This is a genomic window from Arthrobacter rhamnosi (genome assembly GCF_054510855.1).
Genome location: NZ_JBTNDT010000004.1, coordinates 147,932 through 171,652 on the forward strand (window position 1 = coordinate 147,932; position 23,721 = coordinate 171,652).

Sequence of the window (23,721 nt, forward strand, 5' to 3'; positions counted from 1 at the left end):
CTTCCGGCCCTTGTCCGGGCCGGGGCCGCCCCGTAGCATCCGGTCATGGAGATCATCGAGTACCACCCGCGGCGCGACCAGCTCGTGTACACCTTCGGTGGTAGCGCCCCGGTACTCACGGTCCAGCCGGGTACCGCACTGAAGCTCTGGACCGAGGACGCGTTCAACAACGCGCTGACCTCCGTCGACGATGTGTCCGGCGAGAAGGTGGACCTGGACTTCGTCAATCCGCAGACCGGCCCGTTTTATGTGGAGGGTGCAGAACCGGGGGACACCCTCGCGCTGCACATCGTGGACCTCACTCCGGCCCGCTCCTACGGATCGTCCGCCACCATCCCGTTCTTCGGGGGCCTGACCAGCACGGAGCGCACTGCGACCCTGCAGGAGCCGCTGCCGGACATCACCTGGATCTACCACGTCGACACCGCACGGCGGACGGTCGGCTTCCAGGGACGGCTGGGCGACTTCGAGGTCGCGCTCCCGCTCGAGCCGATGCTCGGCACCGTCGGTGTCGCTCCTCCCGGTGGCGAGGTGCGCTCCTCGCTGGTGCCCGAGCGATTCGGCGGCAACATGGATGCGCCCGACGTGAAGCCGGGCACCACCGTCTACCTCGGCGTCAACGTGGAGGGCGCCCTGTTCTCCGTCGGGGACGGACACTACCGTCAGGGCGAGGGAGAGGCGTGCGGCACGGCTGTCGAAGGTGCCATGCACTCGACGATCATCGTCGAGCTCATCAAGGGCGGTGCTCCCGCCTGGCCGCGGCTCGAGACCGACTACCACTGGATGGCGGTCGGGTCCTCGCGCCCCATGGAGGACTCCTGGCGCATCGGCCAGCTGGAGATGGTGCGGTGGTTCGGTGATCTCTTCGGGCTGCACCAGCTCGACGCCTATCAGCTCCTGACCCAGACGGCCCTCGCGCCGATCGCGAACGCCGTCGACGTCAACTACAGCGTGGTGGTCAAGGCGCCCAAGGCGCTCTTTCCCGCCGTCGACGCCTATGGCGGACTCCATGCCCACCTCCGCCGGCAGGGCGCCGAGCTCCGCTGAACCACCCGGGGCTGCGCCGGCAGGGCGGGCGCCGGGCCTTCCAGACCACCGAACCGAGCACCGAACCGACCACCGACCCTCACCGGAGGACTTCCATGGACCTGCACCTCGACGGCACCACCGCCCTCGTGACCGGCGGCACGAAGGGTATCGGCCGCGCCGTCGTCGAGTCGTTCGCGCGGGAAGGGGTGAATGTGGCCTTCTGCGCGCGGAATGCCGCAGAGGTGGCGGCGACCGAAGCGGCCTTCGCCTCATCCCCGGTGCGGGTCGCCGGGTACGTCGTCGACGTCGGTGACGGTCTTGCTCTTGCAGCGTGGGTGCAGACCGTGGCGATGGAGTTCGGAGGCATCGACGCCGTGGTCAGTAACGTCAGCGCCCTGGCCATGGAGGACACCGAGGAGAACTGGGAGGCGAGCTTGCGCGTCGACTTGATGGGGACGGTGCGCCTCGTGAAGGCGTCGCTCCCGCATCTCGCACGGAGTGCGACGCCGTCGATCACCGCGATCTCCAGCGTCTCCGGGCGCGAGGTGGACTTCGCCTCGGGGCCCTATGGGACCGTGAAGTCCGCGCTCATCGCCTACATGGCGGGGCTGGCCTTCCAGCTCGCGGAACAGGGTATCCGGGCCAACACCGTCTCGCCGGGCAACACCTACCACGAGGGCGGAGTCTGGGAGAGAATCGAGGGCGGGAACCCGGAGCTGTTCTCCACGGCGATGGGCCTCAACCCGACCGGCCGCATGGGCACGCCGCAGGAGGTGGCGGACGCCGTCGTCTTCCTTGCCAGCCCGCGGTCCAGCCGCACCACGGGAGCCAACCTCCTGATCGACGGCGGACTCACCCGCGGTATCCAGTTCTAGGAGGGACGTCCGGCGACGTCCGCCGCAGGGCGCCTGGCCCTGCGGCGGATGGAATGCTACTTGGCGAGGAAGCGGAGCACGACCTCGTTGATCTCCGCACCGTGCGTCCAGAGCATGCCGTGCGGTGCGTCCTCGATCTCCACGTACTCCGCGGAGGGCAGGCGCTTGGTGAATTCGCGGCCGGTCGCGTCGATCGGCAGGATGCGGTCACCGGTGCCATGGACGATCAGCGACGGGACGGTCACCTTCTCGACGTCGGACCGGAAGTCGGTCAGCCAGGAGTCGACGACGGCAAAGGACGCGTACCAGGAGGCTCCGGCGGCGACGTTCCAGGCGTTGCGCAGTGCTTCCTCGCTCAGGCGGTTGCCGAGGAAGTCGTCGGTGTTGAAGAAGTCGTTGTAGAAGTTCGTGAACCAGGCATAGCGGTCCTCGATGGCGGCGTCGCGGATGCCGTCGAACACGGTCGAGGGGACGCCGGAGGGGTTGTCCTCGGTCTGGAGGAGGAACGGCTCGAGCGAGGCGAGGAACACAGCCTTGGCGACGCGGGCCTCTCCGTAGGTGCCGATGTAGCGGCCCACTTCGCCGGTGCCCATCGAGAAGCCCACGAGGACGACGTCCTGCAGGTCGAGGGTCTCGAGGACCGTGTTGAGGTCGGCCGCGAAGGTGTCGTAGTCGTAGCCCGTGGTGGGCTTGCTCGACTTGCCGAAACCCCGGCGGTCGTAGGTGATGACGCGGTAACCGGCATCGAGGAGAGCTGCGGTCTGCTTCTCCCACGAGCCGCCGTCCAGCGGGTAGCCGTGGATCAGGACGACGGGCTGGCCCGTTCCGTGGTCCTCGTAGTAGAGCTCGATGTCCGTGGTGTTCTCGGTGCCGACTGCGATGAAGCCCATGACCATGTCCTTGTCTCGAAGTAAGAGAACGTTCGTTCTCTCTCGGTGATCCCATCGTATAGAACGATCGTTCTCCCTACAAGTAGAATGGGTGCATGGATATTTCCGAGGCCCGCTCCCGCATCGTGGCGACCGCCGACGAGCTCTACAATGCGAAGGGAATCCAGGCCGTCGGCATGGACGAGCTGCGCACGGCGGCAGGCGTCTCGCTGAAGAAGCTGTACCAGGAGTTCCCGTCGAAGGGCAGCATCGTCCTGGCGGTGCTCGAACGTCGGCACCGGTCCTGGACGGAAGGACTGGATGCGACGGTGCGGCAGGCCTCGACGCCGCGTGCACGGCTCCTCGCGATCTTCGACTTCCTTGCGCAGTGGTTCGACCAGGATTCCTTCCGCGGATGCGGCTTCATCAACAGCTTCGCGGAACTCGGAGCCGTCAGCCCGGACGTCGCGGAGTACGCCCGGAAGCACAAGGCATCCTTCCAGGACTACGTCGGACGCCTGGCGGAGGAGGCAGGGGCGCCGTCGTACCTCGCGGCGCAGCTGTCGATCCTTGCGGAGGGCGCGCAGACGACGGCGGCCATCGCCGGGACCCCGGAAGCGGCAGGGCAGGCGCGTCGGGCGGCCGAGGTGCTCATCGATGTGGCGCTGGCTGAGGGGCCGGACGCGCGAGCTAGTTCACCAGGTCCTGGTACTCGGGGTGGTCCTCGATGAAGGCCGCCACGAACTCGCACTGCGGGACCACGGTGAGGTGCTGCGCACGGGCGTCGTCGAGCGCGTACCGGATCAGGGTGCTGCCGATGCCATGGCCCTCGACCTCTTCGTCGACCACCGTGTGCGTGAAGACGATGGTGTTCCCGGACCGTTCGTACGCCGCCATGCCTGCAGGGTCGCCGTCGAGGTTCGCGATGTAGCGGCTCTTCGCCTCGTTGTTCGTAACCTGGATCGCGCTGTTCTCGAAGCTCATGCTGTCACCTTCGCATTCACCACGAGAACGGGTCAACGCCCCGTCCCGGCGGTCCTGTGCTAGTCCCGCGACGCCGGTCTCGTAGCCTGTCCGGTCGTGCTGCCATCGAGCAGCCATGCGAGCGCTTCGGTCTCGGAGCAGAAATAGCGAGTGACGGTGGGGGAGCGGTGCGAGAACCCCGACATCACCTCGTCGACGACGTCCTCACCCACGACGGCGACCTTCGAGAACCCGCGGTAGGCAGCCATTCCCACGCGTGCCTCCGGGGTGATCCCGGTGATGCCGTGCATGTGGACCAGGAGCGGCAGTGCGGTGGGACCGTGGAATTCCGCCAGGGCGCGGGCGGCGGCAACGGCATGCGCATAGGTGATCTCGACGCCGCGCTTCCACCGAAGCCTCAGGATTCCCCTGTCGAGGTGCGCACTGAATGGGTCCATCAAGGTCCTTTACCGAGCATGAGCAGTAGCTTGACAGCGTAGCAAGGTGGACTTCCTGGTTCTGCCTCTTTTTCGGTTGTCCGATTCCACCCGTGCTCTTCGGGCTCCCGGCGCAATGCGGGCTGTAGCGTCTGATCCATGACACTGAGCATTCTGGTAACCGGCGCGAGCCGCGGGATCGGCGCCGCCATCGCCCATGAGCTGGCCGGACGGGGGCACCGCATCGCCGTGCATGCAGGACGTGATGCGACCGCGGCCCTGGCGGTCCGCGATGCCCTGCCGGGCGCAGGTCACTCCGTCGTCGTCGGCGATGTCGCCGATCCGGAGGAGTGCGTGCGGATCGTCGATGAAACCGTGCGGGAACTCGGTGGGGTCGACGTCCTCGTGAACAATGCGGGGATCTTCGAGGCGCATCCGGTTGCCCGGGCGTCCTTCGACGACTGGCAGCATGCCTGGCGCCGCACCCTCGCCGTCAACCTGCTGGGGCCGGCGAACCTGGCCTGGCTCGTGGCGCGCCACCTGCTGGACCGGCCCTCCGGCCCCGAGGGCGGTCGGCTGATCAGCGTGGGCTCCCGCGGCGCCTACCGGGGTGAGCCCCTCACCCCTGCCTACGGGGCGAGCAAGGCTGCGCTGCACTCCATGACCCAGTCGCTGGCCGTCGCGCTCGCACCCTCCGGCATCCTCTCGGCGGCGGTCGCGCCCGGCTTCGTCGAGACGGACATGGGACGGTCGGTGCTCGACAGTCCGGAGGGCGACGCTGTCCGGGCACAGAGTCCGTTCAACCGCGTGGCGACGCCGGAGGAGGTGGCGCAGACCGCGGCATGGCTCGCCACGGATGCTCCGCTCTGGGTCAGCGGCACCGTGGTCGACGTGAATGGGGCGTCCTACCTCCGCTGATGCTGTGCTGCACGTGAGGCATTGCCGATCGTGACGCACTGTGACGGGTGCATATGGACGCCGGCGCGGACGGGCATCTAGGCTCATTCCCAGAATCAAGAGTTCCAACGTCAAACCCTGGTTTGTTGGACGGCAACCCTCTCGCTGTAGCGGGGTGCCCCAGGTGAGGATTCGGCCCGGCATGCACCATGCGGGCAAGTATGGCGCTTCCCTCATGGCAGTGCCCTGACATGAGGATTTTCCATGCCCGCATCACCGCGCCATATCCGCTTCAATGCCTTCGACATGAACTGCGTGGGCCACCAGTCGCCGGGCCTGTGGCGGCACCCGGACGATCAGTCGTGGCGCTACAAGGACCTGCGGTACTGGGCCGACCTCGCCAAGACCCTGGAGAAGGGCCTGTTCGACGGCATCTTCATCGCCGACGTGCTCGGCACCTACGACGTCTACGGCGGTTCCAACGAGGCCACGCTGCGCCAGGGGACGCAGACGCCGGTCAACGATCCGTTCCTGCTCGTCTCCGCCATGGCGCTCGTCACGGAGCACCTCGGCTTCGGGGTCACGGCGGGCACCGCGTACGAGCACCCCTACCCGTTCGCACGCAGGCTCTCCACGCTCGACCACCTCACCAATGGCAGGGTCGGCTGGAACGTGGTCACCGGCTACCTTCCCTCCGCCGCGCGGAACATGGGCAACGAGGACCAGCTCGAGCACGACGAGCGCTACAACCACGCGGACGAGTACCTCGAGGTGCTCTACAAGCTGCTCGAGGGGTCCTGGGAGGACGACGCCGTGATCCGGGACCGCGAGACCGGGGTCTTCACCGACCCGGCGAAGGTCCACGACATCAACCACGACGGCAAGTACTTCACGGTCCCGGGGATCCACCTCAGCGAGCCCTCGCCGCAGCGCACCCCGGTCATCTTCCAGGCGGGGGCCTCCTCCCGCGGTATCGCCTTTGCAGCAGGGAACGCCGAGGCGGTCTTCGTGGGTGCACCGTCGAAGGCGATCCTGAAGGATGTCGTGAAGAAGATCCGGGACGCCGTCGAGGCCGAGGGGCGTGACCGCTACTCCGTGCGGATCTACACCCTGCTCACCGTCATCACCGACGAGACCGAGGAGAAGGCCCAGGCGAAGCACGCCGAGTACCAGAAGTACGTCAGCTACGAGGGAGCGCTCGTGCTCGTCTCCGGCTGGTTCGGCGTCGACCTGTCCGTCTACGCTCCCGATGAGCCGCTCGGCAATGTGAAGTCCAACGCCATCCACTCGGCCGTCGCCACCTTCCAGAAGGTGAACGACGACGGCAAACCCTGGACCGTGCGGGACATCGCCGAATGGGGCGGTATGGGTGGGCTCGGTCCGCGCATCGTCGGTTCAGGCGCTCAGGTTGCGGACGAGCTTCAGGCGTGGGTCGAGGAGACCGACGTCGACGGCTTCAACCTGGCGTACGCCATCACCCCCGGATCCTTCGAGGACGTCATCGAGTACGTGGTCCCCGAGCTGCAGAAGCGTGGCGCCTATCCCACGGAGTACGTCGAGGGAACCCTGCGCAACAAGCTGTTCGGCAAGGGCGACCGTCTCCCCGAGGAGCACCGCGGAGCGCGCTTCCGGCTCGAATCCGTCCGCCCCTGATGCCGCACTGATCTGACACGGCCCGCCGGATTCCCGGCGGCCGAACCTGCAGCACGCCCATCCCATCGACGTTGCCCCACCGCGTCCTGCCCAAGGAACTCCATGATCTCGCTTCGACACCTGACCAAGACCTACGGTCGTGGGCACGCTGCCGTCACCGTGCTCGACCACCTCGATTTCGAGGTGCCCACTGGCCGCATCGCTGCCGTCGTCGGGCCGAGCGGTGCAGGCAAGAGCACCCTCGCCCAGTGCATCAACCTGCTCGAACGTCCCACGTCGGGGGCCGTCGTCGTCAATGGCGAGGAGCTGTCGGGCCTGCCGGAGAAGCGTCTGCGTGAGGCGCGCCGCCGTATCGGCACGGTGTTCCAGTCCTCGAGCCTGCTCAGCCGCCGGACCGCCGCGGAGAACATCGCCCTGCCCCTCGAATACCTCGGTGTCACTCCTGGCGAGGCGCGGGCCCGTGTTGCCGAGTTACTGGACCGGGTGGGGTTGTCGGACAAGGCCGGCCACTACCCGTTCCAGCTCTCCGGCGGCCAGGCGCAGCGCGTGGGAATCGCTCGGGCGCTCGCGCTGCGGCCGTCCATCCTCCTGGCGGACGAGGCGACCTCGGGGCTCGATCCGGAGACCACCCGATCCGTCGTCGGCCTCATCCGTCAGCTGCGCAACGACCTCGACCTCACCGTCGTCTTCATCACGCACGAGATGGACACCGTGCGGCAGGTCGCCGACACGGTGGCGCGGCTGGACCACGGTCGCATCGTCGAGCAGGGCGACCTCGTGGAACTCCTGACCTCGCACGATTCCCTCCTCGGGCGGTCGCTGCAGCCCCGGCGCGGCCATGCCGGGCCGGAGGCCGGAACCCGTACCTGGTACGTAACCTATGACTCGACCGATGTGCCCGGAGACTGGATCCAGCGGCTCACCGGGGACCTCGGTGCCGTGGTGCATCTTCTGGGCGCCTCCGTCGAGACGGTCCACGGTGTCAACACCGGGAGCGCGACGCTCGGCATCGGAACCGACGACGACGTCCGGGTCCAGGGTGTGCTTGCACGCTACGGACTCAGCGGAACGCCCGACGGCGGTGGAGGCGGCCAGTCGCACCAGCTCCTTCCGGCCGCGGCCGTGCTGGAGGACGTGGCATGAGCGCCCTCATTCTTCCCCGCGCCGACGTCCCCTTCAACGACCTGCCGGCGCTGCTGCTGCCCGCCTATGGCGAGACCTTGACGATGGTCGGCGTCGTCATGGCTGTAGTCCTCGTCCTCGGCACGCCCCTCGGAGTCCTCCTCCACAACGTCGCGCCCGGTGGCCTCTACGAACGCCCCGCACTCCACGCGGCACTGAGCTGGATCATCAGCATCGGACGATCGCTTCCGTTCCTGATCCTCATGGCGGCCATTGTTCCGTTCACCCGCTTCATCACCGGCACGAACATCGGCATCGCTGCTGCCGTGGTCCCCATGTCCCTGGCCGGTATCGCGTTCTTCACGCGTATCGTCGAGAACTCGCTGCGGTCCGTGCCGCCGTCCATGGTCCAGGTGGCTCGGGCCGCCGGCGGCTCCCACCTGCAGATCATGCGCACGGCGCAGTTCAGCGAGGCTGTTCCGGCGGTCATCGGCGGGCTCACCATCCAGGTGATCGCGATGATCGAGTACTCAGCCATCGCGGGCACCATCGGTGCCGGCGGTATCGGGTACGTGGCCGTCACCTACGGTTACCAGCGCTTCGACAACACCGTCATGCTCGCGACGATCGTGATCTTGGTGGTGACGGTCGCCCTCGTACAGATCGTCGGAGACCGCCTCGTACGCTTCACGACGCCGCAGAAGCGTCTGCAGCGCGCCTGACGTCCCGCGCGTCACCCCCCCCGCATCCTCTCCGTTTCATTCATGCTCATCCCACCCCTGCGCTTCCCCGAGCGCGCCCAGAAAGGCATTGCCATGTCCGAAAACACTGCTCCTGAGCCAACATCGTCGACTTCCTCGCCAGCCGGTGCGGACCACGGATTCATCCTCCGCAAGCGGCGCAAGGCACCATGGATTGCAGGCGGGGCTGTCGCCGTCCTGGCCGCAGGCGCCTTCATTGCCGTGCCACTGCTCAACCCGTCCGAGTCTGCGGCGGAAACGGAAGGCGCAACCCTCCTCGTTGCGACCGCCGAGGGGAACCACGCGGAGCAGGCGCTCATCGAATTCATCGACCGGGACATCGCGCCGAAGTACGGCATCGACATCGAGTTCAAGGGATTGAGCGACAGCAACACCATCAACCGGGCCGTCAGCGAGGGCGAGGTCGCGGCGACGGTGTACCAGCACGAGCTGTGGCTCGGACAGGTGCTGGAGGCCAACCCGGACTTCCGCGAGACGGCAGTGGCGCCCGTCTTCCGTTGGGGATTCGGCATCTGGTCGGACAAGTACACGAGCGTGGACCAGATTCCCGATGGCGGCACCATCTCCCTCTACTCGGACCCGGCGAACGAGGCCCAAGGTCTCTGGCTGCTGGAGCGGGCAGGGCTGATCACGCTCAAGGAGGGCACCGACAAGTGGGAGGCGACGCAGGATGACATCGCCTCGAATCCGAAGAACCTGAAGTTCACCCTCCTCGACTTCGGTGCCCAGTCCCGGGCACTGCCGGACCTGGATGCTGCCGTCGGCTACACCGAGTACTACACGGCCGCCAAGATTCCGCTCGAGAAGCAGATCTTCGCGCCTGCGGCGCCCGACGAGTTCGCCGCACAACTCACGGTCGGCACCGATTACGTCGACACAGACAACATCAAGAAGCTCACCGAGGCGTTCGCCGACCCCGCCGTACAGGAGTTCCTGCGGACGGATCCCTCGGTGAAGGAGTTGCTTCTGCCCATTGAAGCCCCCTGAGCACCCACAGACGGAACCGGGAATAGGCGTGCGCCGGTGGCTGAACGCCTGCCGGTAGGTGGCCAGCCCTCGGGCAAGGGGACTAGCGTCGAAAGCAAGACAGCCGACGACCTGAAGGAGTTCCCATGTCACGCGTAGCCATCATCGGTGGACACGGAAAAGTAGCCCTGCACCTGACGAAGATCCTTACGAGTCAGGGCCACCAGGTGAGCTCGATCTTCCGCAACCAGGACCACGCTGCGGACGTCGAGCAGGCGGGAGGTACGCCCGTCGTGGCAGATGTCGCGGAGCTGTCGGTGGAGCAGATGGCCGACCTCTTCCGGGGGCATGACGCCGTCGTGTGGTCCGCAGGTGCGGGCGGCAGCAGCCCCGAGGCCACGTACGCGGTCGATCGGGATGCAGCCATCCGGTCTATGGATGCAGCGAGGGAAGCTTCGATCGGCCGCTACGTCATGGTTTCCTATCTCGGGGCCAGCAAGGACCACGGGGTGCCGAAGGACAACGGCTTCTTCCACTATGCGGAGGCGAAGGCGGCGGCGGACGAGCACCTACGGAAGTCGGAACTCGCGTGGACCATCCTGGGACCTGGTTCCCTGACCATCGACCCTGGAACCGGCAAGATCGAGGTATCGGACAAGCCGCAGCGCGACTCCGTTCCCCGGGAGGATGTCGCCCACGTGGCTGCCGTCGTGCTCGGTGATCTCGGGACGGTGGACAAGACCATCCAGTTCAACAGCGGCGAGACGCCGATCGCGGAGGCCATCCAGGGGGCCTTGAGGTCGTAAGAACTACGAAAGGCGGCGCTCTCTGAGCGCCGCCTTTCGCGTGTCCGCTGGGTCAGCGCGGTGTCGCTTTTGCTAACTACGGTGCGCCTCGACGTGGATTCGGATACCAGCGTGTCCTAGATGCCGACTAGCCTTTAGATATCGACCTGCGTTCCGATCCGGACGTGCGTTCGAGCGCAGAGTCCGGGCGGGCCCTCGTGGAATTGGCCGGCTCGGTGCTGGGCTTTGGTCAGGTTTGGTCTGACCTCGCCTGCTCCGGCCAACCCCAGCCAGGACTGGCTGGGCCCGTCTGCTCGGGTCGGTTCCAGCCGGGGCTGGTGGACTCTGACTGTTCGGGCCAATTCCAATTAGGGGTGGCCGGTTCTGTATGTTCCGGTCGGTTCCAGCCAAGGCTCGCCGGCTTTGTCTGTTCGGGCCAATCCCAATCAGGGGTGGCCGGTTTTATGTGTTCCGGTCGGTTCCAACCAGGGATCGTGGGGGCCGGCGGGATGGATCGTGGAGTGGTTCCTCCTGCAGGATTTCTCCACGTGCCAGCCCTTCGTCGAGTTGGTGGAGTTGGTGGTGGACGGCTTGTCCGGTGTTCCAGTAGGTGTTGGTGCGGGGTGTTCCTGCCCGGCCGGGGTGCCCGGGTGCGTGGAACCAGGGGACACCGTCTCGGGGTTGCACCTTCCAGTGGCCTTGGTGGATGAGGTGGTGGTGTCTCGAGCACAGCAGGACCCCGTTGGTGATGCTGGTGGTGCCGCCGCGGGACCAGGGGTCGATGTGGTGGGCTTCGCACCAGGGGGCGGGGATAGAACAGTCCGGGAAGGCGCAGCCCTTGTCGCGGGCGACCAGGGCCCGGCGCAGGTGGGGCGGGAAGAGGCGTTGGGCTCGTCCGAGGTCCAGGACCTGACCCGCTCCGCCGAGGATGATCGGGATGATGTCCGCATCACAGGCGATCCGCCGGATGGTCCGGGCGGTGGCCTGCCCGGCGAAGATTCCCTGTCCGGGGTGCTGGGCGTGGCCGAGGAGGTCCTGGTAGTCGATGGTGACCATGACCTGGGGTCGGTGGCCTCCGGTGGCGGGAAGACCGCCGGTGCTCAGGGCGATTCTGCACGCGCCGACCAGTCCCTCCAGCAGCAATTGGGCCCTCGTTGCACCGCCCGGATCGCCGAACACGTCCGCACCCGCACCCCAGCCGGAGTCGTTGCCCAAGTCCTCGCCCGGGCCTGACCCGGTGTCGTTGCCTAAGTCTTCGTCTGAGCCTGAGTCTGACCCGGTGTCGTTCCCTGCAGTACCAGCATCGGCACCGTTGGCGTGACCGTTGAGTGTCCTGGGGTTGGTGGCAGTGTTCATGACGGTGGCGAGGTGTTCGAACTGTTCGTCGGTGGCGCCGATTTCCAGGACGTGCAGGCCGTGGCGGCGGCCCTTGAGGAACACACCCTGCCGTGCCCGGAGGATCTTGTCGGTGGGTTCCTGTCCGTCCTGATCGAACACGCCCTCCCAGCGGTGGGCTAGGACCCGCAGGATGTCCTCGTCGGACTCCACAGCCTGCCGGGTGAGATGCTTCTCCATCGACTCGACCTGCTCCGGGGTCGCGAAAGAGTGGACCCGGTGCACGGCCTGGGAGACGATCGTCGCGGCCCGACCGCTGATCAGGGCCGCTTCCGACGCCGCACCGAGGGCCTCCAGCCGGGCCGGCAGTGGGGCGCCCGTGGGGGTGGTGCGGGGCAGCACCAGGTCTGCCAGCGCCAGTCGGCGCCGGGCCTCGGCGCGGCTGATCCCGAGGGTCCCGCGCAGGAAATCGGCACAATCCCTGAACCCGTCCGCAGCTGCTTCCGCCCCCGCACCCCACGCGGACGACGAGACGGTGTCCGAGGAAGCGAGGCTGGAACCGGCGGGAGTCGGGGCCTCGGCGCGGATGGCCTGTTCCGCCCGGGCCAGAAGCGACCCAGCACCGGACGTGCTCCCGGATGGGGGGCCGGGATCAGGTTCGTCGACCCTGTAGTGCTCCTCGGCTAAGCGGGCGGCAAGGACCTGCAGATGATCCACAATCCTCGAGGCCTGTTCGACGTCGACGATGAGCTGTAGCGCCTCCGACCGGGACAGAACACGGCCCTGCAGGCTCACCTCCCGGGCACACGCCGTCAGCACAGCGCACGCCGACTCGACTGAGGTCGGGGTCTGCGCGGGACGCTCGATCGGGGCGATGGCCATACCCCAAATTTATCGAACACACGTACTACTCCAGCGGCCCTGGGAGCCTATGTGGACAACTAGAGGACGCTCCTTCTCCTTTTAGCAAGGGCATGTAAATCCCATACCTTACGAAGACCAGGGGCGACCCGCCCGGCATCGCTCGCCCGCACGAACCCGGGACGATCACCCGCACCGGCCCGTGCTACACCCCCACGAGCCCCGCGCTAAGCGCCCGCGCCGGTCTCCGCCGTCGTCGTCCCCGGTGCATTGCCTGCCCGCCACACGAATTCCGGCACGGTCCCGTTGATCTCCCAGTCGCCGACGATCCTCGACTTGTAGATCACGGGGTTGTGCGACGAGATGGTGCGGGCGTTCCGCCAGTGCCGGTCGAGCTGGAGGCCCTTCCGGGTCGACGATGCGCCCAGAGCGTTGAAGATCGTCGAAGCAGCACGCTGGACCTGCTCCGTCACCACGATCTGCGCCTGTGAGGAAGCGAATTCCACCGCTACTGCGGCAGAGTCCGCCTCCTCGCGCGGGAGGTCGAGGTGCGCCTCGTAGGCCTCCTGCACCAGTTCGGCCACCCGGAGTGCAGCAGCCTCGGACGCGAACGCGAGAGCCGAGACTTCCCCCACCACCTGCTGCACCTGGATGTCCTCACTGGGCCTTGTTCCGTTTCCGTGACTGAAGGTCCGGGTCCTCCCGCGCACCTCCGAAGCCACGTCCCGGACAGCTGCGCGGGCGATCCCCGCAAGCGTTGCGACATGGATGAGCTGGTAGACACCCGTGTCGTACGGCGGGTGGTCCGCCTCGATGATGACGTCCTCGGCTGGCACGACGACGTTCCGGAAGACGGACGTGCCGCTTGCGGTCAGGCGCTGGCCGAACCCGTCCCAGTCATCGATGACCTCGACCCCGGGCGCGTCCCGCCGCACGAGGGCGATCACGTCGACGCCGTCGTCCGTGCGCGCACCCGTCTGAATCCAGTCGGCGTACAGGCTTCCGGTCGTGTAGTACTTTGTGCCGTCGACGCGGTAGTCCTCGCCGTCGCGCGTGATGGTGGTACTGACACCGCCGACGGCGACAGGTCCGGTCTCCGTCCACGCGTTGCCCAGCACCGCTCCTTCGGCGACGCGACGCAGCCAGACAGTATCGTTCGCGTAGAGCCGGTCCTCGACGAACGCGATGTGGGACCGAAGGGCCTGTGCGAGGTTCGACTCGGCGGCAGCGAGTTCGATGAGCAGCCGGAAGAACTGCGGCGCCGAGAGCCCGCCACCTCCGAGCTCGACGGGAACCCGCAGCGCGGTGAAGCCTGCATCGACGAGCTGACGCACCTGGCGGTGCAGCAGGATCCGCTCGTTCTCGCGCTCCGCGGCCCCGGCCGCGATCTCGTCGAACAGGGGTCGGAACCGTTCCGCGAGTCGGCCGTAGGTCACGGGTGCGGTCAGGGTTTCAGTGGTCATCGGTCAGCTCCTGCTGGATTCTGTGCGCACGGGGATGCGATGACCGCGAACCGGCCGTCGGTGGCGCAGGCGGTCATCGGTCGGCTCCTGCGTCACCCTGCGCATATGGGGCGCCGGGAACGACGACGGCGGACCGGCGCTCGGGCATCTCCGGAACGGCGGCGAGCAGCGCCCGCGTGTAGTCCGTGGTCGGGGTGGTGAAGATCGCCTCGGCGCTACCCGACTCGACCACGCGGCCGTCCTTGAGGACCAGGACGTCGTCGCTCACGTGGTGGATGACGCCGAGGTCATGGCTGATGAAGAGGTAGCTCAACCCGAGCTGCTCCTGGAGGTCCGCGAGCAGGTCGAGGACCTGCGCCTGGATCGAGACATCGAGTGCGGAAACGGGCTCGTCGAGCAGCAGGACACGTGGCTGGAGCGCGAGGGCGCGGGCGATGGCCACACGCTGGCGCTGTCCACCCGAGAGGGTGAGCGGCCGCCGCTCGATGAGGTCGAGCGGCAGGCCCACCTGCCCGAGGAGTTCGGCCGCCCGGTCCCTCCGCTCGCCCGGCGTTCCCACGGCACCGGCGTCCAGGGCGTCGGTGATGACCCGGCCCACGCTGAACCGCGGATCGAAGGAACTCAGCGGATCCTGGTTGACGAGCTGGATGTCGGGCCGGTGCGGGCGGCGGAGATCCTCGGTCACGGCAGCCGCAGCAGTCGTGACCCGTGCTCGCCGGCTGCCGGCGGACCCGGAGAGCCGGGAGGCGCCGGAGGCCCGGCGCTCCCTGCTATCACTGCGATCGGCAAGGATGCCGGCCGTGCCTTCGACGTGCCCTACCCAGGGCAGCCCGCCCAGGGTGACCGTTCCGGCGTCGGGCTCGGTGAGGCCGAGCGCAATGCGCGCCGTCGTCGACTTCCCCGATCCCGATTCGCCGACAATGCCCAGGGTCTTCCCCGCAGGCACCGTGAAGGAGACGTCGTCGACCACGGTGCGGCGCGTGCTGTCCGGGGAGGCGTAGGTCTTCAGGAGGTTGCGGGCCTCGAGGGCCGGGGCCGCGTCGGAGAATGCGGAGTGCCGCGCGGGACGTGAGGTCACCGAGACCCGCGGCACGGCGGACAGCCGCGTGCCCTTGCCGGCGGCGGAGGGCACGGCATCGATCAGCTGGCGGGTGTACTCGTGGCGCGGGTTGCCCAGCACCTCGGACGCCCGGCCGGATTCCACGATGCGCCCGTTCTGCATGACGGCGATCTCGTCCGCGAGGTGGCTGACGACGGCGAGGTCGTGCGAGATGAAGATGAGCCCGCGGCCCTGCTCCTTCAGTCCGGCCAGCAGCTCGAGGATCTGCGCCTGGACCGTGGCGTCCAGTGCGGTGGTCGGTTCATCGGCGATCACGAGCTGCGGGTTGAGCACCGTGGCCTGGGCGATCAGTGCACGCTGGCGCAGGCCGCCGGACAGTTCCCCGGAGCGCTGCCGCGCCCGGATTTCGGGGTCGGGGATCCCGGCGTCCCGCAGGGCGGCGTGAACCCGTTCCTGCCGCTCGGCCTTGCCGCGGACGCCGTGCGCCCGGAGTGCCTCGTCGATCTCCTGGCCCACCGTCCGCAGGGGGTCGAGGGACACGAGGGCGTCCTGCAGCACGTAGCCGATGTCCTTGCCGCGCAGTCCGCGCCATTGCCGTTCGGACAGGCGGGTCGCGTCGTGGCCGAGTACGTCGAGCCGGTCGGCGGTCACCCGGGCGTTGGCCGCATTGAGCCCGACGAGCGTGCGGGCCGTGACGGTCTTGCCGGAGCCCGACTCGCCCACGAGGGCCAGCGCCTTGCCGGGCGCCAGGGCCAGCGAGACATCGCGGACGACGTCGACCGTGCCGCGCGGCGTGGTGAAGGAGACGTTCAGGTTGTCGATGGCGAGCAGGGGCTGCTGCCCTGCGGTGCCGCTGATGTTCTCAGTCATGTCAGACCTCTGCTTCGAGTCGGCGCTGCAGGTGGTGGCCCACCACGGTGGTGGTCAGCGCGGCCAGGGTGATGAAGATGCCGGGGAAGGCCGCGATCCACCAGGCGACCTGGAGGTAGTTGCGTCCATCGGCGAGCATGGCGCCCCACTCGGCGGCGGGCGGCTGCGCGCCCAGTCCGAGGAAGCTCAGCGACGACGCCCAGACGATGGCCTGTCCGATGCCGAGGGTGACGAGGACGAAGAGGGGGCGCGCCACGTTGGGGACGATCGTGTGCCAGAGGATGTGGGACCGGGACCGGCCGAGCGACAGGGCTGTTTCCACATACGGAGCTGCCACGACCTGCAGGGTCTGGGTGCGGAGCATCCTTGCATAACCGGGGGCGGAACCGACCCCGACGGCGATGGCAGCGGTGACGACGCCGGTGCCGGACACCGCGATGACGATCAGGGCCAGGAGCAGGCCCGGGAAGGCGAACAGCACCTCGACGAAACGGCAGATCGCCGAGTCCAGCCACTTGTCGGAGACACCGGCGGTGATGCCGAGCGCGCCACCGAGGATCAGCCCGATCGCCGTGGCGGCGAGGCCGAGCAGCAGCGACTGGCCCGTACCGGCGATGACGCGGGAGAAGACATCACGGCCGTTCTGGTCCGTGCCGAACAGATGGAGGGCGTTGGGTGACTGGAAGGCGTTGGCGGGGTCGATCTCGAAGGGATCCTGCCGCAGGAACACGAACGGAGCGAGTGCTGCGAGCACCAGGAAGGCGAGGAGCGCGGCGGCGATCCAGACACCGATCGGCGTGTTGCGGACCAGGCGTCCTGCACGCGAAGGGGCCGGTGCGGGCGACAAGGGAACGGCGGTGCCGCCCTCCGCCGTCGGAGTGGGGTCGAGGGTGAGGCTCATGCTGCTGATCCCTTCGGGTTCGTGCGGGGGTCGACCACGCGGTAGAGGAGGTCCACGGCGAGGTTCACGAGGATGTAGACCGCTGCGGTGATGAACACCACCGCGAGGGTGATGGGCAGGTCGCGGTTCACGATGGCGTCCACGAGGGACCTGCCGAGGCCCGGGCGGGCGAAGATGATCTCGGCGACGACGGCGGAACTGACGAGCGAGCCCACCGCCCAGGCTGAGAGCGTGAGGCCGGGGAGGATCGCGTGGCGCAGTGCGTGCGTGATCCGGACGGCCGTGTCGCTCAGGCCACGGGCCCGGGCGCTGAGGACGAACGGCTGCGCGAGGGCGTCATCGAAGGAGGACCGCGTCACCTGGGCGATGAACCCGGCGAGGGGGACTCCGAGCGACAGCGCCGGCAGCACGAGCGACTTGAATCCGTCATTCCCCGCTACCGGGAACCAGCCGAGGATGACGGCGAAGACGACAGCGAGCATGATGCCGACCCAGAACTGGGGGAGGGATGCGAAGAACACCTCGACCGCACGGCCGACGCCGTCGAGCACGCGCCCGCGGCCCACCGTCAGGAGGGTGAAGGCCAGTGCGATCGCCCACGCGAAGACCAGGGCGAGCCCGGCGAGCTGCAGCGTGGGAAGGATCTGCGGGCCGATGATCTCCACGACCGGGACCTTGAAGATGTAGGACACCCCGAAGTCCCCGGTGACGAGGTTGCCGAGGTAGCTGAAGTACTGGACGAGGACCGGCTGGTCCAGCCCGTACTCCGCCCGGACCGCCGCGACGGTCTCGGGCGACGGCGACGAGCCCGCGCCGCCGAGGATCGCGGTGACCGGATCACCGGGCGTGAGGCGGAGGACGAAGAACGTGAGGGTCACTGCGGCCCAGAGGACGAAGACACTGCCGGCGATCCGTCGGAGGATGACGCTGCCGGCACTGCCGACGGTCGCGGTGGTGCGGGGTGCCGCACTGAGGGAATCGAGGGAGGTGCTCATTCGGAATCGACCGCCGTGACGTCGTAGAGGTAGGGGAGGGAGAGGCTCGGCTCGAGGGCGAGCGAGGTGAAGCGGTCACTGCGGAGCGCCACCTGGCTGGCCTGGTTGTAGAGCGGGAGCTGGAGTGCGTTGTCGCTCACGATCTGCTGCGCCTGGTAGTAGAGGTCCTTGCGGACCTCCGGGTCGTCGGTCGCGAGTGCGTCGTTGAGGATGCCGTCGAGCTCCGGGTTGCGGAAGCCCGAGCCGTTGGGCACGAAGCCCGCCGACTCGGTGTACTCCGAGGAGAAGACGATGCGCAACACGTCAGCGGTGTTGGTGTTCCAGTAGTCGGCGCGGAGGTCGTACTCGAAGTTGTTGCCGAGTTCGCTGACGCTGGCGCCGTCGCCGTTCTCGATCAGCACCTCGAACCCTGCCTTCTTCGCCGTCGCCTGGATCTGGGTGACCAGGGCCTGGTGCGCTGTGGGCCACCAGTCCGGCGTGTAGGGGAAGTGCACCGTGAGGCGCTGGCCGTTCTTCACGCGGTAGCCCTCGTCGTCGCGTTCGGTCCAGCCGGCCTCGTCGAGCAGGCGTGCCGCCTCCTCGGGGTCCGGATCGTAGACGTGCTCGAAGTCGGGGGAGTAGAAGCCGGTGGTGGAGCTCAGCGGTCCGCCGGCCCGGGTCACGGTGCCGAAGTACACGCTGTTGATGCCCGCATCCACGTAGGCGCTGCGCAGGAAGGCCTTGCGGACGTTGAGGTCGTCGAACGGTGCGCGCGTGGTGTTCAGGATCAGGTTGGTCGGGTTCCCGGGCCGGTCCTGCAGGATGAGTTCGACGTTCGGATCGGCCTCGGCCTCGTCGAAGTGCACCGACGGCATGAGGTCGAGGGCGTCCACCTGGCCGGCGCGGAGGAGTCCGTAGCGTGTGGAGTCCTCGGGGACGATCCGCCACTCGATCTTCTCGATGTGGGCCGGGCCCTGGTGCTTCGCATAGGGAGGAGCGGAGTTGTAGTCCTCGTTGCGGACGAGGCTGACCTTCGACTGCGGCACGTAGTCGACGATCTTGTAGGGGCCCGAGCCCACCGGCGCGTTGCAGTTCTCGGCCCGCGGGCGCTTGAGGGCCTCGGGTGACTCGATGCCGAGGAACGGCTGGGCGAGCACCTCGAGGAATGCCGCGTAGGGGCGGTTGAGGGTGACGACGGCGGTGGTGTCGTCGACGACCTCGGTGGAGGTGTAGGGCTTGAGGTAGCCGCCGGCCGTGCCGGACTGCGTGTCGGGGTCGACCATGTGGTCGAGGTTCGCCTTGACCGCCTCCGCGGTGAGCTTCGTGCCGTCGGTGAACCAGACGTCGTCGCGCACCGTGAAGGTGTAGGTGAGGCCATCGTCGGACACTGACCAGTCCGTGGCGAGCCACGGATGAATGGCGCCCTCGCTGTCCTGGGAGACCAGGGAGTCGAGGTAGTTCGCCGCGATCGAGGCCTGCGGCATGTCGCCGTCGACGTGGGGGTCGAGGCAGGAGATGTCCTTGCCGGTGGCGAAGACGAACGTGTCGTCCTCGCTCGCTGCGGCTGATCCTCCGCAGCCCGATGTGGTGAGGAGAAGGCCTGCGGCCGCTGCGAGCAGGGCGAGGGTGCGGGGTGTGCTGGGGCTTGCTGTTGTCACGCTGGGCTCCTGAATCATCGCCCGATGGAGGGCAGACAGGACAGCCAGCGATCACCCGGGCGTGCGGAAGCACGGGAGGGGAGACCAACGAAAGCGTGTAGCTTCTCCATCGGTCCTGGCAGTAGCACCGTTCCCCGTTGCTACACAGGGAGGGTTGCTGCGGCGTCGTCGATCCAGGTCTCTCGGCCGCTCGGGATGGTTATGGCTACAGCTAAGCGCACCGGGCATCGGCTGCGCCAGTGGTCCCCGTCATATTCGGTCATGCGGGAGGTCGTGCGGGAGGTCGTAGGAGGACCGGCCGGACCGGCCGGCAGCTAGGCGCGACGCGCGAGTTCCATGAACATCGTCGAGTGCAGGCTGTCGACGTGCGCGTGGGCGATCGAGACCGCCTGAACCGCGTCGCGCCTCCGCAGCGCACGCACCAGGTCGATGTGGTCCTCGTTGGCGCGGTGCAGTGCGTCGATGGGGTACGGGACGAAGTGCTCGTACAGCTCGCCGAGGGCTGCCGAATACACGGCGGTGGCAGCACCGAGGTGGGACGCCGCGGCCACGGACCGGTGGAAGGCGTCGTCGGCCTGGTGGTATTCCGACCAGTTGGTGGCCTTCCCCATGCGCTGCGTCAGCGCCTCCAGCGCCTCCAGCTCGTCCTCCGTGGCGTTGACGGCGGCGAAGTGGGTGACCGCGCACTCGGCGAGGAGGCGCCGGTCCACCAGATCGTGGACGGCCGCGGCATCCGGCAGTCCCAGGGACAGCCTCTCCAGGGCGACGGCGGGAGGATCCGCCGCGACGAAGGTACCGCCGTCACGTCCACGCCGCCGGACGACGATCCCCTCGTCGGCAAGGCTCGCCATCGCCCGACGGGCTGTCATCGGACTGACCGAGAGCCCCAGGGCGATGTCGGCCTGGTCCGGCAGCCGTTCGCCGGGTTGGATAAGGCCGAGCGAGATGGAGGTGGCGATGCGGGCGCGGACGGCATCGATGGCGCTGCGCCGTCCGTGACCGGGCGGCAGGCCGGGCGGCAGGGCAGAGGGCATAGGAGCCGGCAGTGCAGACGGCAGGGGAGACGACGCCGCCGTACCCGGCGGTTCCCGCACTTCAGCAGCCATGGTTTCACCCTAACGTCGTCCCGCCTTGATAATAGTTCAATATGAGCTAATATTGCGTGAGCCCCGTCACTGCAAGCCAAGGCGACCCATGTCACAGCCCCTACCGCTCCTCGCGGTCCAGTCCGAACCGATCGCGATCGGTGAGCCATTCTCGGTCTTCGCCACCCAGGTCTCCGACGCCCTCGCGGCGCATCCCGGAACCCGGCTCCTCGTCTACCCCGAACTGCACCTGTTCGGTGACGGCTACCCCGACCAGGCGCGCACGGAAGCGCTCCAGGAGTCTGCGCAGCCCCTCGACGGGCCCCTCGTGCGGGAGCTCGCACAGCTCGCCGGGGACCTCGGCGTGTGGCTCGTGCCCGGAAGCATCTGCGAGCGCGGGCCCGAGGGGCAGCTGTTCAACACCGCCCTCGTGTTCTCCCCGCAGGGCGAGCTCGAGGCGAGCTACCGCAAGATCTTCCCGTGGCGTCCCTTTGAGCCGTACGACCCCGGGGACGCCTTCGTCACCGTCGACCTCGAGGGCTACGGCAGGGCCGGTCTGTCCATCTGCTACGACGCGTGGTTCCCCGAAGTGACCCGCCAGCTCGCCTGGCTCGGCGCGGACGTGATCCTCAATGTCGTCAAGACCACCACGGAGGACCGCGAACACGAGTTGGTCCTCGCCCGGGCCAACGCCATCGTCAACCAGGTGTTTATTGTCAGCGTCAACTGTGCCGGCCCCACCGGGCGCGGCCAGAGCCTCATCGTGGACCCGGAGGGCACGGTCCTCGAATCTCTCGACGACGAGGGTACCGGGATGATGGCGGCCACCCTCGACCTGTCGCGCATCGACTACGTGCGCACGCACGGCACCGCCGGGCTGAACCGCATGTGGTCCCAGTTCCGCGCCCATGAGACCCCGATCGAGCTGCCCATGTACTCCGGCCGCATCGATCCCGCTACCTGGACCCCCGCGTCCACTGCCCGTCAGGACTAGCCATGCAGACCTCGTCTCAGCTCACCCGCACCCTCCGGCTGCCCTCGCTCGTCCTGTTCGGACTTGCCTACCTCACACCCCTGATCGTCCTGGCGATCTTCGGCGTCATTGCCGAGGCGACGGGCGGCGCATCGCCGTCGGCCTACCTCCTCGCCCTCCTCGCGATGCTCTTCACGGCGCACAGCTACGGACGCATGGCCGTCGCGTTCCCCGTCGCCGGCTCCGCCTACACCTACGTCCGGCGCACCATCGACGCCCGCATCGTGTTCCTGGTCGGATGGGCCATCCTGCTCGACTACCTCTTCCTGCCGATGGTCATCTGGCTGATCGGCGGGTCCTACCTCACCGCGCAGTTCCCGGGCACCCCGATCTGGGTGTGGATTTTGGCCTTCGTGCTCGTGACCACCGTGCTCAACGTCATCGGGATCCGGGTCGCCGAGAAGGCGAACTACCTCCTGATGGCGTTCCAGCTGCTCGTCATCGGCATCTTCGTGGCACTGACCATCGGGACCCTCGTCAGCACGTCGGGCGCCGGCGCGCTGGTGAGCTCGGCACCGTTCATCAACCCGACGGCGAACCTCGGTACCATCGCTGCCGGTGCGGCCATCGCCGCGTACTCCTTCCTCGGGTTCGACGCCGTCACGACCCTCACCGAGGAGACCGTGGAGCCGAAGAAGACGATGCCGCGCGCCATCATGCTCATCGCGCTGATCGGCGGAGCCATCTTCGTGTCCGTCTCCTACGTGACCCAGCTGATCCGCCCCGGTGGCACGTTCGAGGACTCGGCCTCACTCGCCTCCGACATCGCCCTGCAGATCGGCGGCCAGCTCTTCGGCGCGGTCTTCCTCGCGGGCCTCGTCGTCGCGCAGTTCGCCTCCGGTCTCGCAGCCCAGGCGAGCGCATCCCGACTGCTCTACGCGATGGGCCGCGACGCCGTGCTGCCGCGGAAGGTGTTCGGCTACCTCCACGACCGCTTCCGCACGCCGGTGATCAACCTCGTCATCACGGGCATCGTGGGACTCGTGGCGGTCTTCCTCGACGTCGCCACGTCCACCTCGTTCATCAACTTCGGTGCCTTCACCGCGTTCACCCTGGTCAACGTCTCCGTCATCGCCTACTACCTGCGCGAGAAGCGGACCGGGCGCAGCCTGAACCCCTTCTCCTATCTGGTGATCCCCGCCGTCGGCGCCGTGGTCGACGCCTTTCTGCTCACCCAGCTCGACCCCACGGCGATCACGCTCGGCCTCGTCTGGCTCGCGATCGGCATCGTCGTGCTCGCCGTCATCACACGCGGCTTCCGCTCCGCGCCGCCCGAACTGGTGTCGGTGGAGAAGGAAGTCGTTTCATAGGAGGTATGCGCATCACCCTCGGGCAGCTCGCGTCCGGCCCGGACACCGCAGCGAACCTCGCCCGGATGGAGGAGGTCGCTGCCGCGGCGGCCGACGCCGGCTCCACCCTCGCGGTCTTCCCCGAGTACGCGAGCTACGAGAAGAACCGGGTGGACAGCTCGTTCGTCACGGCCGCGGAACCGCTCGACGGCGACGTGGTCCGGGCGCTCGCGGCGATGGCGCGTCGGCACGCGATCACGGTGGTGGCAGGGGTGATCGAGACCTCCGAGGACCACGAGCGTGCCTACAACACCATCGTCGCGCTGGACCCCACCGGGTCCCTGGTCGCGGCCTACCGCAAGATCCATCTCTTCGACAGCCAGGGCTTCCATGAGTCCCGGCACATCAAACCGGCGCCCGACGTCGGACCCGTCACCTTCTCCCTGGACGGGACCGTCGTCGGACTGCTCACCTGCTACGACCTGCGGTTCCCGGGAGTGGCCCGGGCGCTGGCGGACGCGGGAGCGCCGGTGGTCCTGGCGCCGTCGTCGTGGGTGCCGGGACCGGGCAAGACGGACCAGTGGGAGGTGCTGCTCCGTGCGCGTGCGCTGGACAACGGCGTATTCGTCGCGGGTGTGTCCCAGTCCGAGCCGGTGTCGATCGGCCGAAGCATCGTGGCCGGCCCCCTGGGAGAGGTGCTGGGCTCGTGCGGCCCGGTGGAGGACGTCCTGACCGTGGACCTGCACCTTCCGGCGGTCGCGGACGCCCGCCGGCAGTTTCCCCTGGCGAGCCAGCGTCGCGTGGAGGGGTGATCCGGGTGCCGCGCTGACGCGGC

General features: G+C 68.0%; 22 protein-coding genes and 2 riboswitches. Of the genes, 12 read left to right on the top strand and 10 right to left on the bottom strand.

From position 1 onward, the window contains the following. Nucleotides 1-45 precede the first annotated feature (45 nt). Both ACX80I_RS09570 and ACX80I_RS09575 read left to right on the top strand, forming a co-directional pair. On the top strand, nt 46-1,047 hold the full coding sequence (locus tag ACX80I_RS09570) for an acetamidase/formamidase family protein (RefSeq protein ID WP_459344881.1): 1,002 nt from the start codon (nt 46-48) through the stop codon (nt 1,045-1,047). Nucleotides 1,048-1,142: 95 nt separating this feature from the next. Then, nucleotides 1,143-1,904, top strand: coding sequence for an SDR family NAD(P)-dependent oxidoreductase (locus ACX80I_RS09575; protein WP_459344882.1), 762 nt, complete (start codon nt 1,143-1,145; stop codon nt 1,902-1,904). Nucleotides 1,905-1,960: 56 nt separating this feature from the next. On the opposite strand, the gene ACX80I_RS09580 is transcribed toward ACX80I_RS09575, so the two are convergent. Next, a complete protein-coding gene (locus ACX80I_RS09580) occupies nt 1,961-2,794 on the bottom strand; it encodes an alpha/beta fold hydrolase (RefSeq protein WP_459344883.1) in 834 nt (277 codons plus the stop codon). Between the two features lie 95 nt (nt 2,795-2,889). Between ACX80I_RS09580 and ACX80I_RS09585 the strand changes: the two genes are divergently transcribed. After that, a complete protein-coding gene (locus tag ACX80I_RS09585; RefSeq protein WP_459344884.1) occupies nt 2,890-3,504 on the top strand; it encodes a TetR/AcrR family transcriptional regulator in 615 nt (204 codons plus the stop codon). Here the strand turns inward: ACX80I_RS09585 and ACX80I_RS09590 are convergent. Together ACX80I_RS09590 and ACX80I_RS09595 are read right to left on the bottom strand one after the other, a co-directional pair. Continuing rightward, a complete protein-coding gene (locus ACX80I_RS09590) occupies nt 3,464-3,757 on the bottom strand; it encodes a GNAT family N-acetyltransferase (protein WP_459344885.1) in 294 nt (97 codons plus the stop codon). The genes ACX80I_RS09585 and ACX80I_RS09590 overlap by 41 nt on opposite strands. 59 nt (nt 3,758-3,816) lie before the next feature. After that, nucleotides 3,817-4,194, bottom strand: a complete 378-nt coding sequence (locus tag ACX80I_RS09595; protein WP_459344886.1) for a DUF7793 family protein — start codon at nt 4,192-4,194, stop codon at nt 3,817-3,819. Between the two features lie 138 nt (nt 4,195-4,332). On the opposite strand from ACX80I_RS09595, the gene ACX80I_RS09600 reads away from it, so the two are divergent. From ACX80I_RS09600 to ACX80I_RS09625, 6 genes are all read left to right on the top strand, one after another. Continuing rightward, complete coding sequence (locus ACX80I_RS09600) at nt 4,333-5,091, top strand: SDR family NAD(P)-dependent oxidoreductase (protein ID WP_459344887.1); 759 nt, start codon at nt 4,333-4,335, stop codon at nt 5,089-5,091. A 93-nt stretch (nt 5,092-5,184) separates the two neighbouring features. Continuing rightward, nucleotides 5,185-5,298, top strand: a riboswitch (SAM riboswitch). Nucleotides 5,299-5,334: 36 nt separating this feature from the next. Continuing rightward, nucleotides 5,335-6,723: an LLM class flavin-dependent oxidoreductase gene (locus ACX80I_RS09605; protein ID WP_459344888.1), complete on the top strand. Its 1,389-nt coding sequence runs from the start codon at nt 5,335-5,337 to the stop codon at nt 6,721-6,723. 102 nt (nt 6,724-6,825) lie between these two features. Beyond that, nucleotides 6,826-7,866 (top strand): methionine ABC transporter ATP-binding protein, encoded by a 1,041-nt coding sequence (locus ACX80I_RS09610; RefSeq protein WP_459344889.1) that lies wholly within the window; start codon nt 6,826-6,828, stop codon nt 7,864-7,866. Then, a complete protein-coding gene (locus ACX80I_RS09615; protein ID WP_459344890.1) occupies nt 7,863-8,567 on the top strand; it encodes a methionine ABC transporter permease in 705 nt (234 codons plus the stop codon). Before ACX80I_RS09610 ends, ACX80I_RS09615 begins: the two co-directional genes overlap by 4 nt. A gap of 93 nt (nt 8,568-8,660) precedes the next feature. Further along, nucleotides 8,661-9,593 carry a MetQ/NlpA family ABC transporter substrate-binding protein gene (locus tag ACX80I_RS09620; RefSeq protein WP_459344891.1) on the top strand — a complete coding sequence of 311 codons (933 nt, stop codon included), beginning with the start codon at nt 8,661-8,663 and terminating at the stop codon, nt 9,591-9,593. Nucleotides 9,594-9,718: 125 nt separating this feature from the next. Next, complete coding sequence (locus tag ACX80I_RS09625; protein ID WP_459344892.1) at nt 9,719-10,378, top strand: SDR family oxidoreductase; 660 nt, start codon at nt 9,719-9,721, stop codon at nt 10,376-10,378. A 441-nt stretch (nt 10,379-10,819) separates the two neighbouring features. On the opposite strand, the gene ACX80I_RS09630 is transcribed toward ACX80I_RS09625, so the two are convergent. The 7 genes from ACX80I_RS09630 to ACX80I_RS09660 all read right to left on the bottom strand — a co-directional run bounded on the left by ACX80I_RS09630 (nt 10,820) and on the right by ACX80I_RS09660 (nt 20,585). Then, nucleotides 10,820-12,574, bottom strand: a complete 1,755-nt coding sequence (locus ACX80I_RS09630) for an HNH endonuclease signature motif containing protein (protein WP_459344893.1) — start codon at nt 12,572-12,574, stop codon at nt 10,820-10,822. Between the two features lie 206 nt (nt 12,575-12,780). Then, a complete protein-coding gene (locus tag ACX80I_RS09635; RefSeq protein ID WP_459344894.1) occupies nt 12,781-14,016 on the bottom strand; it encodes an acyl-CoA dehydrogenase family protein in 1,236 nt (411 codons plus the stop codon). Between the two features lie 73 nt (nt 14,017-14,089). Beyond that, nucleotides 14,090-15,946 carry a dipeptide ABC transporter ATP-binding protein gene (locus tag ACX80I_RS09640; RefSeq protein ID WP_459344895.1) on the bottom strand — a complete coding sequence of 619 codons (1,857 nt, stop codon included), beginning with the start codon at nt 15,944-15,946 and terminating at the stop codon, nt 14,090-14,092. A 1-nt stretch (nt 15,947) separates the two neighbouring features. Further along, nucleotides 15,948-16,847 (bottom strand): ABC transporter permease, encoded by a 900-nt coding sequence (locus ACX80I_RS09645; protein WP_459344896.1) that lies wholly within the window; start codon nt 16,845-16,847, stop codon nt 15,948-15,950. Further along, complete coding sequence (locus ACX80I_RS09650) at nt 16,844-17,842, bottom strand: ABC transporter permease (RefSeq protein WP_459344897.1); 999 nt, start codon at nt 17,840-17,842, stop codon at nt 16,844-16,846. The genes ACX80I_RS09645 and ACX80I_RS09650 overlap by 4 nt, the downstream gene beginning before the upstream one ends. Beyond that, nucleotides 17,839-19,479 (bottom strand): ABC transporter substrate-binding protein, encoded by a 1,641-nt coding sequence (locus ACX80I_RS09655; protein WP_459344898.1) that lies wholly within the window; start codon nt 19,477-19,479, stop codon nt 17,839-17,841. The genes ACX80I_RS09650 and ACX80I_RS09655 overlap by 4 nt, the downstream gene beginning before the upstream one ends. 103 nt (nt 19,480-19,582) lie before the next feature. Continuing rightward, nucleotides 19,583-19,681, bottom strand: a riboswitch (SAM riboswitch). A 112-nt stretch (nt 19,682-19,793) separates the two neighbouring features. Further along, nucleotides 19,794-20,585 (bottom strand): FadR/GntR family transcriptional regulator, encoded by a 792-nt coding sequence (locus ACX80I_RS09660; RefSeq protein ID WP_459344899.1) that lies wholly within the window; start codon nt 20,583-20,585, stop codon nt 19,794-19,796. An 88-nt stretch (nt 20,586-20,673) separates the two neighbouring features. On the opposite strand from ACX80I_RS09660, the gene ACX80I_RS09665 reads away from it, so the two are divergent. The 3 genes from ACX80I_RS09665 to ACX80I_RS09675 are packed head-to-tail and all read left to right on the top strand — an operon-like array spanning nt 20,674 to nt 23,698. Continuing rightward, entirely contained in the window at nt 20,674-21,558 is an 885-nt protein-coding gene (locus ACX80I_RS09665) for a carbon-nitrogen hydrolase family protein (protein WP_459344900.1), read from the top strand. A gap of 2 nt (nt 21,559-21,560) precedes the next feature. Continuing rightward, nucleotides 21,561-22,907 (top strand): APC family permease, encoded by a 1,347-nt coding sequence (locus tag ACX80I_RS09670; protein WP_459344901.1) that lies wholly within the window; start codon nt 21,561-21,563, stop codon nt 22,905-22,907. Nucleotides 22,908-22,912: 5 nt separating this feature from the next. Beyond that, nucleotides 22,913-23,698, top strand: coding sequence for a carbon-nitrogen hydrolase family protein (locus tag ACX80I_RS09675; protein WP_459344902.1), 786 nt, complete (start codon nt 22,913-22,915; stop codon nt 23,696-23,698). Nucleotides 23,699-23,721: the final 23 nt, after the last annotated feature.